At 68.4% G+C, this 13700-nt stretch carries 12 protein-coding genes; 5 read left to right on the plus strand and 7 right to left on the minus strand.

Translation table 11 applies throughout. The annotated features are described in order from the left end of the window. The first annotated feature begins 26 nt into the window (after positions 1-26). The gene (locus tag EV580_RS04995) at positions 27-815 is read left to right on the plus strand and encodes an HAD-IA family hydrolase (protein WP_133689989.1); all 789 of its coding nucleotides are present in this window, start codon (positions 27-29) and stop codon (positions 813-815) included. 3 nt (positions 816-818) lie between these two features. Here EV580_RS04995 and gatB read toward each other — a convergent pair whose 3' ends face one another. Beyond that, positions 819-2330: an Asp-tRNA(Asn)/Glu-tRNA(Gln) amidotransferase subunit GatB gene (gene gatB, locus EV580_RS05000; RefSeq protein ID WP_133689990.1), complete on the minus strand. Its 1512-nt coding sequence runs from the start codon at positions 2328-2330 to the stop codon at positions 819-821. 10 nt (positions 2331-2340) lie between these two features. Continuing rightward, positions 2341-3741, minus strand: coding sequence for an FAD-dependent oxidoreductase (locus EV580_RS05005; protein WP_133689991.1), 1401 nt, complete (start codon positions 3739-3741; stop codon positions 2341-2343). Between the two features lie 59 nt (positions 3742-3800). Here EV580_RS05005 and EV580_RS05010 point away from each other — a divergent pair, with 59 nt between their 5' ends. Beyond that, positions 3801-4451 carry a TetR/AcrR family transcriptional regulator gene (locus EV580_RS05010; RefSeq protein ID WP_133689992.1) on the plus strand — a complete coding sequence of 217 codons (651 nt, stop codon included), beginning with the start codon at positions 3801-3803 and terminating at the stop codon, positions 4449-4451. Between the two features lie 4 nt (positions 4452-4455). Here the strand turns inward: EV580_RS05010 and EV580_RS05015 are convergent, their stop codons facing one another. Genes EV580_RS05015 through gatC form a run of 3 tightly spaced genes read right to left on the minus strand, consistent with a single transcriptional unit; the run spans position 4456 to position 7286 of the window. Beyond that, positions 4456-5487, minus strand: coding sequence for an ATP-dependent 6-phosphofructokinase (locus EV580_RS05015; protein WP_133689993.1), 1032 nt, complete (start codon positions 5485-5487; stop codon positions 4456-4458). A gap of 18 nt (positions 5488-5505) precedes the next feature. Next, complete coding sequence (gatA, locus tag EV580_RS05020; protein ID WP_133689994.1) at positions 5506-6990, minus strand: Asp-tRNA(Asn)/Glu-tRNA(Gln) amidotransferase subunit GatA; 1485 nt, start codon at positions 6988-6990, stop codon at positions 5506-5508. Further along, a complete protein-coding gene (gatC, locus tag EV580_RS05025) occupies positions 6987-7286 on the minus strand; it encodes an Asp-tRNA(Asn)/Glu-tRNA(Gln) amidotransferase subunit GatC (protein ID WP_133689995.1) in 300 nt (99 codons plus the stop codon). The genes gatA and gatC overlap by 4 nt, the downstream gene beginning before the upstream one ends. A 50-nt stretch (positions 7287-7336) precedes the next feature. On the opposite strand from gatC, the gene EV580_RS05030 reads away from it, so the two are divergent. Continuing rightward, positions 7337-9019, plus strand: a complete 1683-nt coding sequence (locus tag EV580_RS05030; protein WP_133689996.1) for a hypothetical protein — start codon at positions 7337-7339, stop codon at positions 9017-9019. A 53-nt stretch (positions 9020-9072) separates the two neighbouring features. Next, on the plus strand, positions 9073-9729 hold the full coding sequence (locus tag EV580_RS05035; RefSeq protein ID WP_133689997.1) for an ACT domain-containing protein: 657 nt from the start codon (positions 9073-9075) through the stop codon (positions 9727-9729). A 1-nt stretch (position 9730) separates the two neighbouring features. Here the strand turns inward: EV580_RS05035 and ligA are convergent, their stop codons facing one another. Continuing rightward, complete coding sequence (gene ligA / locus EV580_RS05040; RefSeq protein WP_502703919.1) at positions 9731-11800, minus strand: NAD-dependent DNA ligase LigA; 2070 nt, start codon at positions 11798-11800, stop codon at positions 9731-9733. 90 nt (positions 11801-11890) lie between these two features. Between ligA and EV580_RS05045 the strand changes: the two genes are divergently transcribed. After that, the gene (locus EV580_RS05045) at positions 11891-12286 is read left to right on the plus strand and encodes an MmcQ/YjbR family DNA-binding protein (protein WP_133689999.1); all 396 of its coding nucleotides are present in this window, start codon (positions 11891-11893) and stop codon (positions 12284-12286) included. Here the strand turns inward: EV580_RS05045 and EV580_RS05050 are convergent. Continuing rightward, positions 12283-13659: an FAD-dependent oxidoreductase gene (locus EV580_RS05050; RefSeq protein ID WP_133690000.1), complete on the minus strand. Its 1377-nt coding sequence runs from the start codon at positions 13657-13659 to the stop codon at positions 12283-12285. The genes EV580_RS05045 and EV580_RS05050 overlap by 4 nt on opposite strands. Positions 13660-13700 lie beyond the last annotated feature (41 nt).

Raw genomic sequence — 13700 nt, forward strand, 5'->3', positions numbered from 1 at the left:
CAGCTCATACTGCGTGGGTGGCGGTCATGCACGCAGACACCATCACCAGGAATCGCTCGTTCTGGTGGGACCGGGCGCGCTGCGCTTACGCCGACGTGCCCGAGCTAGAAGCCGTCATCTTCGATGTCGACGGGACCATCGCCGACACCGAACGCGACGGCCACCGTCTGGCGTTCAACGCCGCATTCGCCCACCACGGACTCAACGTGTACTGGGATGCCGTCGAGTACGGACGACTCCTGCGGATCACCGGCGGCCAGCGCCGGATCACCGCCGACTTGCTGGCCCGCGGATACGGACAAGCCGCCGACGAGTTGGCCACCGCGGTGCACCGCACCAAGACCGCGCTGTTCCGCGACTCGATCCTCAACGGTGATATCGACGCACGGCCGGGATTGCTCGACCTGATCTGGGGCCTGCACTGTGCCGACATCCGCATCGGGATCGCCACCACGGGCCGGCGCTCATGGGTCGAGCCGCTGGTCCGGCAACTCATCGGCGACGGTGTGGTCGAGGTGATGATCACCGGCGACGATGTCACGCGACTCAAACCCCACCCGGAGGCTTACCAGCGGGCGTTGCACGAATTGGGCATTCGGCCCGATTCCGCGATGGCCATCGAAGACTCGGCATTGGGGCTGCAGGCCGCCCGAGGCGCCGGATTGGCGACGGTCATCGTCACCACGGACTACACCGCCCACCAGGATTTCACCGGTGCGGCCGCGGTGCTACCCGGGTATGACGGTCGCGAGCCGCTGTCGGCGCGGCACTGCAAGCGGCTGCACGATCGCTGGTGGCTGGGCCAGCAACAGTAGGTCTCAGCTCTGGCCGCAGGCGGCCATCACCAATTCGCGCACCCGCGCCGCGTCGGCCTGCCCCTTGGTCGCCTTCATCACCGCACCGACGATCGCGCCGGCGGCCTGCACCTTGCCGCCGCGGATCTTCTCGGCGATATCGGGGTTGGCGGCCAGCGCTTCATCGACGGCGGTCTGGATCAGCGAGTCGTCGCGAACCAGCGCCAGACCGCGATCGGTCATCACCTGCTCGGGCTCACCCTCACCTGCCAGCACGCCCTCGATCACCTGGCGGGCCAGCTTGTTGGACAGCTTGCCCTCGTCGACCAGCGCGATGACCTTGGCGACCTGAGCCGGCGTGATCGCCAGCGCGTCGAGTTCGACGCCACTCTCATTGGCCTTCTGCACCAAGAAGTTTCCCCACCAGGCCCGGGCCTGCTCGCTGGACGCCCCGGACTCGACGGTGGCGGCGACCAGCTCGATGGCACCGGCATTGACCAGGTCCCGCATGACCTCGTCGGAGATCCCCCACTCCTCCTGAATTCGCTTGCGCGACAACCACGGAAGCTCGGGGATCGTGGTGCGCAGCTGCGCCACCAGGTCGTCGCTCGGGGCGACCGGCTCCAGATCGGGCTCGGGGAAGTACCGGTAGTCCTCGGCGGTCTCCTTGTCGCGACCGGGCGAGGTGAATCCGGCTTCGTCGAAGTGCCGGGTCTCCTGGTGGATCCTGCCGCCTTCGACGAGAACCGCTGCCTGACGGCGCATTTCGTAACGAACCGCCACCTCGACGGTCTTGAGTGAGTTGACGTTCTTGGTCTCGGTGCGGGTGCCGAACTCTTGCTGGCCGATCGGCCGAAGCGACACGTTGGCATCGCAGCGCAGCGAGCCCTGGTCCATCCGCACATCGGAGACGCCGAGGGCGCGCAGCAGATCCCGCAGCGCGGTCACATAGGCGCGGGCGACCTCGGGAGCGCGCTCACCGGCACCCTCGATCGGCTTGGTGACGATCTCGATCAGCGGCACGCCGGCCCGGTTGACGTCGAGCAGCGACGTGGTCGCCCCGTGGATGCGGCCGGTGTCGCCGCCGACGTGGGTGAGCTTGCCGGTGTCCTCTTCCATGTGCGCCCGCTCGATGGCGACGCGGAAGGTAGTGCCGTCGTCCAGCGGCACGTCAAGGTAGCCGTCGAACGCGATCGGCTCGTCGTACTGCGAGATCTGGTAGTTCTTCGGCTGGTCGGGATAGAAGTAGTTCTTGCGCGCGAAGCGTGACCACGGCGCGATCGAGCAGTTCAACGCGAGCCCGATCCGGATGGCCGACTCGACGGCGGCCTCGTTGAGCACCGGCAACGCACCCGGCAGGCCCAGGCACACCGGGCAGACCTGGGTGTTGGGCTCGGCGCCGAACGTCGTCGAGCAGGGGCAGAACATCTTGGTGGCCGTCGAGAGCTCGACGTGCACCTCCAGACCGAGCACCGGATCGAAACGGGCGACGACGTCGTCGTAATCGAGCAGGTCGGCCTGCGCTGCAGCAGTCATGTCATCGATCCTAATGGGTCACTTTTTCCTCGCGAGCAGACGCAAACGCCTCCGGAAAACCCCGGATAAGGGGGATTTCGCGGCTGCTCGCGGAAGAACGGTGGGCACACAGCTCGGCCAGCTCCTGCTTGCTCGGTCCCGGCGGAACGGGTGGGCGCCAGCCGCGGCGGTAGACCTCCTGGGCGAGCGGCCGGGCAGCGGTCAGGCTGGCCGGCAACGCCTCCATCGCCAGGTAGGGCCCGACGATCGGCTGCAGCCGGGGATCAGCCTCAGCGGCCGCGACGATCAGGTCGGAGGGCAGCGGGCGGCTCGGGTCGATGTCTGCGCCCGCCCACCGGAGTTGACGCTCGCTGTCGCAGTGCACATGGTCGATGAACCACGGCTTGATGTTGGTTGCGCACCACTGGTCGAAACCCATTGTCGCCGAATGCAAATCGTGACGGTGGTCATCGAGCTGACGAACAAGCCCGCGAGCCTGCAGGAATGCCAGGGCGACTCCACGGCCGGCGAGTGGGGTGGTGGTACAGACTGCGTCGCCGACCGAGATCAGCCCAGGCAGAGCCGGTCGGCCGGAGCCGTCGAGCTGTCCACGATACGTGTTCTCGAGCCTCCCCCCGACCTGCACAGGCGTGAGGGGAACCGACCGCCGGGGGTCCACCCACTCGCACAGGTGCGGGATCGCGGAGACGGCAGCGTCGAACACGTCCACGTGGCGCAGCTCGCGCAGGCGGCGGTCGGTGCCGTCGTGCACGAGTGCTATCGAGAATGCCCGGTTGTCGTGCAGGAACGCGATGGCCCAGTACCCCGGATAGCTCAGGGCCAGGCCCAGCACGGAGTTGGTCGGCCCCGGAGGCGCCCCCGGCTGGAGCTCGTATTGCCGACTCAGATAAACGGCCCCACACGGGGCGCCCTCGGGCAGCGGCCGGATGCCGTCGGTCAGTCGGCTGGCCCGGCCTGACGCGTCCAGCACCAGATCCGCCCGCACGTACCTGCTCCCCAGCCGCACGCCGACCGCACAGCCACGTTCGGTGAGAATCTCGTCGACGTGGCCGGATACCAGGGTGACGCCGGGCTCTGCGGCCGCATGAACCCGCAGCACCCATTCCAACAGGCTCCGCCGGCACCGCAGGACGGCCGGCCGGTCCGCCGGATCGGGCCCGCCCGCCACTTCGGCTCCCGCCGCGATGACGGCTGCCAGAACGTCTGGCAGTTCGACGGCCAGCGCGTCGATCACCTGATGGCGAAACGTATGTGGCAAGTGGAACTGCATCACCCCGACGCGCTGCCAAGTTTCGCCGTCGCCGGGAGGCCCGGCATCACGGTCGAACACCACGACGTCGTGGCCGCGGCGCGCCAACATCATGGCGGTGAACAGTCCGGTGAGACCGCCTCCGACGATCGCAGCTCGCACGTGACACTCCCCAATTGAGGTAACAATGAGTGTAATGAATACGTGTAGAGTTACGTAGAATGAGCTCTCCTGTCAAGCGGCAATACCGGTCGGAGCTGCGCAGCGCGCAGGCTCGGACGACGTGTCGTCTCATCGTCGAGGCGGCCGAGCGACTGTTCGCCCAGCGGGGCTACGGGGCGACGACGATCGAGGCGGTCGCGACCGAGGCAGGAGTGAGCCGCAAGACCGTGTTCACCGCCATCGGCGGTAAGGCCGAGATCCTCAAGCTCGCCATCGACTGGGCGATCGCCGGAGACGACGAACCCATCGCGTTGCAGGAACGGCCGGAGGTTGACCGCCTTCTTCGAGCCGACGACCCCGATGCGCTGTTGAATGGCTGGGCGACGGTTCTGGTCGAGATCGACACCAGAGTCGCTGCGCTGTGGCAGGCACTGGATATCGCCGCGGGAGTGGATCCGCAAGCCCGCGAACTGCATCAGCAGCTAGCCGACCAACGGCTGACCAGTGCCCGCACCGTCGTCGACCGGCTCGCCGAATTGGGTGCTTTGCGAAAGGATTTGAGTCACGCCGAAGCCCGTGACATTGCCTGGCTGGCCAGCGACCCCGTCCTGTTCGACCGGCTGGTACGCCAACGGCGCTGGGCCGCAATCCGTTTCGAACGGTGGCTCGCGAGTCACCTCGTCAGCGAGCTGCTCGGCCGAACGACGTGATCTCTCAGCCGAAGAAGGCGGCCGCGTCGTCGTAGCGGGTCTGCGGCACCAGCTTGAGCTGACGCACCGCGTCGGCCAGCGGCACCCGGCCGATGTCCTGCCCGCGCAACGAGACCATGATCCCGTACTCGCCGGCATGGGCGGCGTCGGCGGCGTTCACGCCGAAGCGGGTGGCCAGCACCCGGTCATAGGCCGTCGGGGTGCCGCCGCGCTGGACGTGGCCGAGCACGGTGACCCGCACTTCCTTCTTGATCCGCTTCTCGACTTCCATGGCCAGCTGCTGGGCCACCCCGGTGAACCGTTCGTGGCCGAATTCGTCGGTGCCGCCCTGGCGCAGCTGCATCGACCCCTCGGCGGGCTTGGCCCCCTCGGCGACCACGATGATGAAGCTCGACTCGCCACGCTGAAAGCGCTTCTTGACCAGCCGGCACACCTCTTCGACGTCGAAGGGCTGCTCGGGGATCAGCGTCATATGCGCACCGGAGGACAGCCCGGCATTCAGCGCGATCCAGCCCGCGTGGCGGCCCATCACCTCGACGACCATGACCCGCTGGTGTGACTCCGCCGTGCTGTGCAGCCGATCGATGGCGTCGGTGGCGATCTGCAGTGCGGTGTCGTGACCGAAAGTGACGTCGGTGCAATCGATGTCGTTGTCGATGGTCTTCGGCACGCCGACGACGGGCACGCCCTCTTCGGACAGCCAGTGCGCGGCGGTCAGCGTGCCCTCGCCGCCGATCGGGATCAGGACGTCGATCCCGTTGTCCTCCAACGTCTGTTTGATGTCGTCGAGGCCGGCGCGCAGCTTGTCGGGATTTGTGCGCGCGGTGCCGAGCATGGTCCCGCCCTTGGCCAGCAGCCGGTTGTTGCGGTCGTCGTTGTGCAGTTGGATCCGGCGGTCCTCGAGCAGGCCGCGCCAGCCGTCGAGGAAACCGACCACCGAGGAGCCGTAGCGGGCATCGCAGGTCCGCACGACAGCACGGATCACGGCGTTCAGGCCGGGACAGTCACCGCCGCCGGTGAGGACTCCAATACGCATGGGCCCTATCCTGCCTCGTCAGATCGCCGTTGGCAGCGGACCGCGGGCAACCTCATAGGCCGCACCTACCCGGTACAGCCGATCGTCGGCCAATGCGGGCGCCATGATCTGCAGCCCCACCGGCAGGTTGTCGTCGGGTGACAGGCCCGAGGGCACTGACATTCCGCAGTGCCCGGCCAGGTTCAGCGGCAGCGTGCACAGGTCGAACAGGTACATCGCCAGCGGATCGTCGACCTTCTCCCCCAACCGGAACGCGGTGGTCGGGGTGGCCGGCGACACCAGCACGTCGACCTTCTCGTAGGCCGCGTCCAGGTCACCCGCGATCAGCGTGCGGACCTTCTGCGCCTGGTTGTAATAGGCGTCGTAGTAGCCCGCCGACAACGCATAGGTGCCAATGATGATGCGGCGCTTGACTTCTGGGCCGAAGCCGGCGGCGCGAGTCAGCGCCATCACCTCTTCGGCGCTGTGCGTGCCGTCGTCGCCGACGCGCAGTCCGTACCGCATGGCGTCGAAGCGGGCCAGGTTGCTCGACACCTCCGACGGCAGAATCAGGTAATAGGAGGACAGCGAGTAGTCCAGGTGCGGGCAGTCGACCTCGCTGACCTGCGCACCCAAGGCCGACAGCTGCTCGACGGCGGCGTTGAACGAGGCCAGCACGCCGGGCTGGTAGCCCTCGCCGCTGCGCAGCTGCTTGACCACGCCGATGCGCATCCCGGCCAGGTCACCGGCCGCCCCGGCCTTGGCCGCGCCGACGACATCGGGCACCTCCGCTTCGACCGAGGTGGAGTCACGCGGGTCGTGCCCGGCGATCACCGCGTGCAGCAGCGCGGTGTCGAGGACCGTGCGCGCACAGGGCCCGCCCTGATCCAGCGACGACGCGCAGGCCACCAGTCCGTACCGCGACACCGTGCCGTAGGTCGGCTTGACCCCGACGGTCGCGGTCAGCGCGGCTGGCTGGCGGATCGAGCCGCCGGTGTCGGTGCCCATCGCCAGCGGCGCTTGGAACGCGGCGAGCGCGGCCGCGCTGCCACCCCCGGAGCCGCCGGGCACCCGATCGGTGTCCCAGGGGTTGCGGGTCGGGCCGTACGCGGAGTTCTCCGTGGAGCTGCCCATGGCGAATTCGTCCATGTTGGTCTTGCCGAGGATCGGAATCCCGGCGGCCCGCAGCCGGGCGGTCACCGTCGCGTCGTAGGGCGACACCCAGCCCTCGAGGATCTTCGACCCACATGTCGTCGGCATGTCGGTCGTGGTGAAAACGTCCTTGAGCGCCAACGGAACGCCGGCCAGCGGCGACGGCAGCGTCTCCCCGGCGGCGGTCGCCTTGTCGATCGCAGCCGCACTGGCGAGTGCCTCGTCGGCCGCAACGTGCAGGAAGGCGTGGTACTGCTCGTCGGTCGCGGCGATCTGGTCCAGGCAGGCCTGCGTCACCTCGACCGAGGAGACCTCCTTGGCCGCGATCTTCTCCCCGAGGGTGGCGGCGTCGAGGCGGATCAACTCGCTCACTGCGACTCCCCCAGGATCTGCGGAACCGCGAACCGGCCGTCGGCGGAGGCGGGCGCCTCGGCGAGCGCTTCCTCTTGGGTCAGGCACGGCTGAACCACGTCAGGCCGGGTGACGTTGACATCGGTGAGCGGGTTGCCGGTCGGCTTCGCGTCACCGGTGTCGACGGCCTGGATCTGGCTGACATGGCCCAAGATGGCGTCGAGTTGGCCGGCGAAGCTGTCGAGTTCGTTGTCGGTCAGCGCCAGCCGGGCCAGCTTGGCCAGCCGGGCGACGTCGTCGCGGGAGATCTGGGACACGAGGCTCAAGCCTAGGTGACCGCTGGGGCGGGCGTGGAAGGGTGATGCGCGTGCAGCGTGTGCTCGCCGGCGCGGTGGTGACGCTGGCCGCTGTGGTGGCGGCCGTGGTCGGGCTGGGAACGGTCGGCCGGCTGACCGGCCCGCTGCTGCTGGCGGTGCTGGTATGGGCGGCGCTGGCCGCGCTGTTGGTGGCCCGCCGACTCCAGGTGCCGTGGCCGCACCTGCGGTGGCGGGAAGCTGTCAGCGTCGAGACGCTGCCAGTGCTGCTGGTCGGGACGGGCGGGGTGATGCTGGCCGTGGTCGCGGCCTACTACCTGCCGGTGTGGCAATGGGACGCGCTGGGCTATCACCTGCCGTACGTGAATTTCGCCCTGCAGCGCGGCACGTTCGCCGACGTCCCCGCCGACGTGCCCTATCTGTCCAGCTATCCGCACATCGTCGAGGACGCGTTCATCGCCTGGCGGGCGCTGCTGCCCGACGACCGGCTGGTCGAGCTGGCCCATGTGGTGTTCGGCCTGCTGGGTGCTCTGGCGATCGCGGCGATCGCCCGTCAGTCCGGAGCGCGACCGGACCACGCGGTGGCGACCGGGGCGGCCTGGCTGACGCTGCCCGCGGTGTTCCTGCAGCTGCCGTCGAACTACACCGACGTGGCCTCGGCCGCCCTTCTACTGACCGCGGTCGCGTTCGTGCTGGCGCCGGCGGGCCGCCCGCAGCTGCTGCTGGCCGGGCTCGCGATCGGTCTGTTCCTGGGCTCCAAACCGAACGCGCTCGTCGCCGGTGGGCTGCTCCTCACGGTGCTGACGGTCCGCGGTCTTCACGCCGGGCAGTGGAAAGTGCTTGTCCCGGCCTGGCTGGCCGCACTGCTGTTCGGCGCACCGACCTACGTGATCAACGTCGTCCGTCACCACAATCCGGTATGGCCGGTGCGCATCGACGCCGGCCCGCTGCATCTGCCTGGCACACAAGCTCTTTCGACCCTGCTGCACTCGGGCGCGGCCTCGCCCCACCTCGACGGGCCGCTGCTGAGCCGGGTGCTCCGTTCGTGGACGACGATCGCGCCGCCCCTTCCGGTGTTCGACATGCGCATCGGCGGGCTGGGGCTGGTGTTCCTGGTGGCCTTGCCGGTCGCGGTGGTGCGGGCCGTGCGCACCCGATCGCCTGCGGTCTGGCTGTGTTTCGCGGCCGCGCTGGCCACCCCGGATCCCGCGGTCGCCCGCTACGTGCTGGGCTTCGCCGGCCTGGTGCTGGCCTTCGCGGTCCCGGCCGTGGGGACGCTGGGCAGGCGCTGGCGTCAGGGGGTGTTCGCCGCGGTCGCGATCGCCGCGGCGCACGGACTGTGGCTGTCCTATCCCGGCCTCACCGGCGAAGGACCGCCGCTGAGTGCCTATCCGGCGATGACCGCCGACCAGCGCCGCGCCGCGGTCGGTGCCGACGGTCCGCCGGGCGATTTCCTGGCCGTCGTGGACCATCTGCCGCCGGGCGCGGTCACGGTGTTCGACAGCACGATGGACCTGCCCTATCTGGCCTGGCCGGCCGATCTGTCACATCGCGCGATCCGGGTCCCCGACGACATCACACCCGCCCGGGCGCGTGATTTACTCGCCGATCCTGACGTGGCGGTCCTGATGGTCGGCGACGACTCCGTCACCGGCCAGCTCGCACGGTCTGACCAGCGATTTCACCCGGCTTTCGGTTGCGGGGCCGCGCGCTGCACGGTCTATGTGCGGGGCTGAGCACACCTATCTGCCGGAATGCTGAGTCCAGGTGGCTGTGAAAGGGTGTCCGCGTGCCTTCGTATCTGCTGCGGGTCCAGCTGGTCGACCGGCCCGGTAGCCTCGGCTCGCTCGCCGTCGCCCTGGGTACGGTCGGCGCCGACATCCTGTCGCTCGACGTCGTCGAGCGCGGCTCGGGGTACGCGATCGACGATCTGGTGGTCGAGCTGCCGCCCGGTGCGATGCCCGACATGCTGATCACCGCCGCCGAACGTCTCGAAGGCGTGCGGGTGGACACCATCCGGCCGCACACCGGCCTGTTGGAGGCCCACCGCGAGCTGGAGCTGATCGACCACGTCGCCGCCGCCGACCGCGAGGACAGGTTGCAGGTGCTGGCCGACGAGGCGCCACACGTGCTGCGGGTGGGCTGGTGCACGGTCGCGCGCTTCTCGGAGTCGGGTTTGCAACGCATCGTCGGCAGCCCGGGCGCACCGGAGACCCAGGCGACGTCGGCGCCGTGGCTGCCGCTGGCGCACGCCGAGGCGCTCGACGGCGGTGCCGACTGGGTGCCCCAGATCTGGCGGGACATGGACACCACGCTGGCGGCCGCGCCGCTGGGTGATCCCAACACCGCAATCATGCTCGGGCGGCCCGGCGGACCGTTGTTCCGCCCCTCGGAAGTCGCCCGGCTGGGTTACCTGGCGGGCATCGTCGCGACGATCCTGCGCTGAGTCATTCCTCGGACTCGGGCTCCTCGACCGCTGGCGGCCCCTCGGCAAGCAAGGTGCGGAACCCGTCCTCGTCGAGGATCGGCACACCCAGCTCGACGGCCTTGTCGTACTTGGATCCGGGCGCGTCGCCCGCCACCACGAACGACGTCTTCTTCGACACCGAGCCGACGGCCTTGCCGCCGCGGGTGATGATGGCCTCCTTGGCCTCGTCGCGGGAGAAATTGGGCAGCGACCCGGTGACGACGATCGAAAGTCCTTGCAGCGTCGGGGTTATCGCCGCATCGCGGACGTCTTCCATCCGCACGCCGGCCGCGCGCCACTTGTCGACGATCGCGCGGTGCCAGTCGACGGCGAACCACTCGACGAGCGAGGCGGCGATGGTCGGCCCGACACCCTCGACATCGGCCAGCTGCTCTTCTGTCGCGGCCATGATCGCCTCGAGGCTGCCGAACGCGACCGCCAGCGCCCGCGCCGCCGTCGGCCCCACGTGCCGGATGGACAGCGACACCAGGATCCGCCACAGCGGGCGCTCCTTGGCCTGTTGCAGGTTGATCAGGAACCGCGCGCCATTGGCCGACAGCGCACCGTCTTTGGTCGTGAAGAAATCGGAGGTCAGCAGGTCCGCGCTGGTGAGGCTGAACAGGTCGCCCTCGTCGCCGATGACCTTGGCGTTCAGCAAGGCCGTCGCGGCTTCGTAGCCCAGCCCTTCGATATCCAGCCCGCCGCGGCCGGCCAGGTGGAAGACGCGTTCGCGCAACTGGGCGGGACACGACCGGGCGTTCGGACAGCGGATGTCGATGTCACCCTCTTTGGCCGGGGCCAGCGGGGTGCCGCACTCCGGGCAGTGGGTCGGCATCTCGAATTCCCGCTCGCTGCCGTCACGCAGATCGACCACTGGCCCCAACACTTCGGGGATCACGTCACCGGCCTTGCGGATCATCACGGTGTCGCCGATCAGCACGCCCTTGCGCTTGACCTCCGAGCCGTTGTGCAGGGTGGCCATGCCGACGGTGGAGCCGGCGATTTTCACCGGGGTCATCACCGCGAACGGGGTGACCCGGCCGGTGCGTCCGACGTTGACCTGGATGTCGATCAGCTTGGTCTGGGCCTCTTCCGGCGGGTACTTGTAGGCCACCGCCCAGCGCGGCGTGCGTGACGTGGCGCCGAGGCGGCGCTGTAGCGCGAAGTCGTCGACTTTGACCACGATGCCGTCGATCTCGTGCTCGATCTCGTGGCGGCGCTCACCCCAGTACGCGATCTTCTCCTGCACGGCAGGCAGTCCGGCCACCTGAGTGGTGTGGTCGGAGACCGGCAGCCCCCAGGCCTTCAACGCGAGATACGTGTCATGCAGCGTGGCCGGGGTGAAGCCCTCGGTATAGCCGAGGCCGTGGCAGATCATCCGCAGCCGGCGCTTGGCGGTGACCGCCGGATTCTTCTGGCGCAGTGAGCCCGCGGCACTGTTGCGCGGATTGGCGAAGGGATCCTTGCCCTCCTCGACCAGGCTGGCGTTGAGGTTCTCGAAGTCGGTGAGCCGGAAGTAGACCTCGCCGCGCACCTCGAGTACCGCCGGGACCGGGAATTCCTTTGCTGCGGTGAGGGTTTCGGGAATGTCGTCGATCGTGCGGGCATTGTTGGTGACATCCTCGCCGACCCGACCGTCACCGCGGGTGGCCGCGCGCTCCAGCCGGCCGTTGCGGTACACCAGGGCCAGCGCCACCCCGTCGACCTTCAGCTCGCACAGGTAGTGCGGGTCGCGGCCGATCTCGGTTTCGACCCGGTTGGACCAGGCCACCAGTTCGTCGGCGTTGAACACGTCGTCCAGCGACAGCATCCGCTCCAGATGGGCGGCCTCGCCGAATTCGGTGGTGAAGCCGGCCCCGCCGACCAGCTGGGTCGGCGAATCGGCGACGCGCAGCTCGGGGTATTGCTCCTCGAGGGCGAGCAGTTCGTTGAACAGCTTGTCGAAGTCCGCGTCGGAGACGATCGGCGAGTCCTTGATGTAGTACCGGAACTGATGCTCACGCACCTCGCCGGCGAGATCCTGCCAGCGCCGGCGCACATCCGGATCGATGGGATCAACCTCGGAATCGGTTGTCTGCGGAGCCACCCTCGCAGGTTATCGGAGCCGCCCGACAGGTCCCGATCGTGGCAAGGTGAATCCATGCCGCACCCGATCATGTTCGACGACGCCGACCCGATCCTGGCCAAGCTCCGAAAGATCGCGCTGGCGCTGCCGGAGGCGACCGAGAAGATCTCCCACGGCCGGCCGACGTTCTCGGCACCGAAGATGTTCGCGGTCTACGGCGGCAGCCAGAAGAATCCCAGCGGCCCGATGATCCGGTACAACCATGCGCTGCTGGTGAAGGTCGACGACAGCGAGCGGCAGGCCTTGCAGCAGGATCCACGCTTCTTCTATCCGGCGTATCTGGGTCCGTACGGCTGGCTGGGTCTGGACTTCGACGCCGCCAAGGTCGACTGGGGTGAGGTCACCGAATTGGTGGACGCGTCGTTCCGGTTGCAGGCTCCGGCGCGGCTGATCAAGCTGCTCGACAGTTAGCCGGTCCGCGTGAGCTCCGGCTCGTGAACCCGCTGTGCCCGTGTGAGATTGGCGCGAAGGATCCGGGCCAGAATCGTGGGTCGCATCAGCTGGGTAGGCGAATCGAGCATTCCCAGCACTCGGAGGAACTGACTGGTGACCACAAGATCGGTCTCGACTGCGGTGAGCACCCAGTCGGAGAACCTGTTGTTGATCCGGGTCGCCAGCGTCCGCTTCCCCGCGACCTGCGGCAGCGAGAGGTCGGCGTTGGTGGCGTTGCGCCACGCCACGCCAATGGTTTTGGCACTGGCCCGGAAGAACCGTCTGGGCAGGTCGCGATCGCCGACGCGCAGGCACTGCCGCAACACGACCGCCTCCATGGCCGCCACCGTCATGCCCTGGCCGTAGATCGGGTTGAAGCTGCACACCGCGTCACCGGTCACCACCAACCCGTCCGGCAGCCGCATCATGTCGTCGTAGCGGCGCCACCGGTTCGACGGCGTGCGGTAGTGGGCGGTCTTGCCCTCCGGTTCGGCCATCTCGAGCGCATCGAGAACCTGCCGGGGCAGCCGGCGCCGTGCTATCCGCATCATGTCGGCGAAATTCGCGGCCGGCTCGGCACCCCCCATCACCCCGGTCGTCATCAGCCAGGTGTCGTTCTCATGACGGAGCAGCGCGACGGTAGTCGGGTCGGTGGGTTTGGGGAATGTCGCCACCATGTTCTGGGTGATCGCGCCGGACGGCAAACGCAACCACTGGCTGGTGTAGGCGAGGTTGATCACCAGCTCGTCCTCGCGCGGGCGGTCGTATCCGAGGTCTTCGAGGAAGATCGGTGTGCGCGATCCCCTGCCGGTGGCGTCGATCACCAGATCCGCACCGAGCACAGTGGCTTCGGTGGCGTCGCGGCGCGCGATCGTCACACCGGTGACCCGTTGCCCATCTGCCGAGGCCGTCAGCCCCATCACATCGCGCCCCCCGAGGATCGTGACATTGGGCATTGCCGAAAGGCGTTGCATCACATGCCAGTCCAGGAAGGGTCGGCTCGGTAGATAGGACGTCACCGGGTTGATCAGCTTGCCTACCGGCAGGAACCGGTGCCCACCGTATTCAGCGATCACCCGATCCAGGTCGCCATCGCTCCAAGAGGGGGCACCGTGGGTCACCATGTCCTCGAGAATGCCGGGGAGCAGTTCGTCGAGGACGGCCACCCCGCCGGCCTGCAGCACGTGGCCATGGCATCCCTGTGGTACACCGCGACGCTGAGCCGGCCGTTCGGCCGGCATGTCCCGGTCGACGACGACCACCTCCCGGTAGTGCTCGGCGGCCACCCGTGCGGCCAGCATCCCCGCCATGCTGGCTCCCAGCACAACCGCACGTTCTCCGAGAATCGTCATCGTCGCCCCCGTTCGTCAGTGCGGCGTGATGCCGCTGATTC

The sequence above is a fragment of the Mycobacterium sp. BK086 genome, from assembly GCA_004362315.1.
Taxonomy (GTDB): domain Bacteria; phylum Actinomycetota; class Actinomycetes; order Mycobacteriales; family Mycobacteriaceae; genus Mycobacterium.

Excerpts from the sequence above, each read along its gene's own strand:
- EV580_RS04995 (WP_133689989.1), top strand. The coding sequence starts at position 27 with ATGCACGCAGACACCATCACCAGGAATCGCTCGTTCTGGTGGGACCGG.
- EV580_RS05050 (WP_133690000.1), bottom strand. The coding sequence starts at position 13,659 with ATGACGATTCTCGGAGAACGTGCGGTTGTGCTGGGAGCCAGCATGGCG.
- gatB (WP_133689990.1), bottom strand. The coding sequence starts at position 2,330 with ATGACTGCTGCAGCGCAGGCCGACCTGCTCGATTACGACGACGTCGTC.
- EV580_RS05045 (WP_133689999.1), top strand. The coding sequence starts at position 11,891 with ATGCCGCACCCGATCATGTTCGACGACGCCGACCCGATCCTGGCCAAG.
- EV580_RS05010 (WP_133689992.1), top strand. The coding sequence starts at position 3,801 with ATGAGCTCTCCTGTCAAGCGGCAATACCGGTCGGAGCTGCGCAGCGCG.
- EV580_RS05015 (WP_133689993.1), bottom strand. The coding sequence starts at position 5,487 with ATGCGTATTGGAGTCCTCACCGGCGGCGGTGACTGTCCCGGCCTGAAC.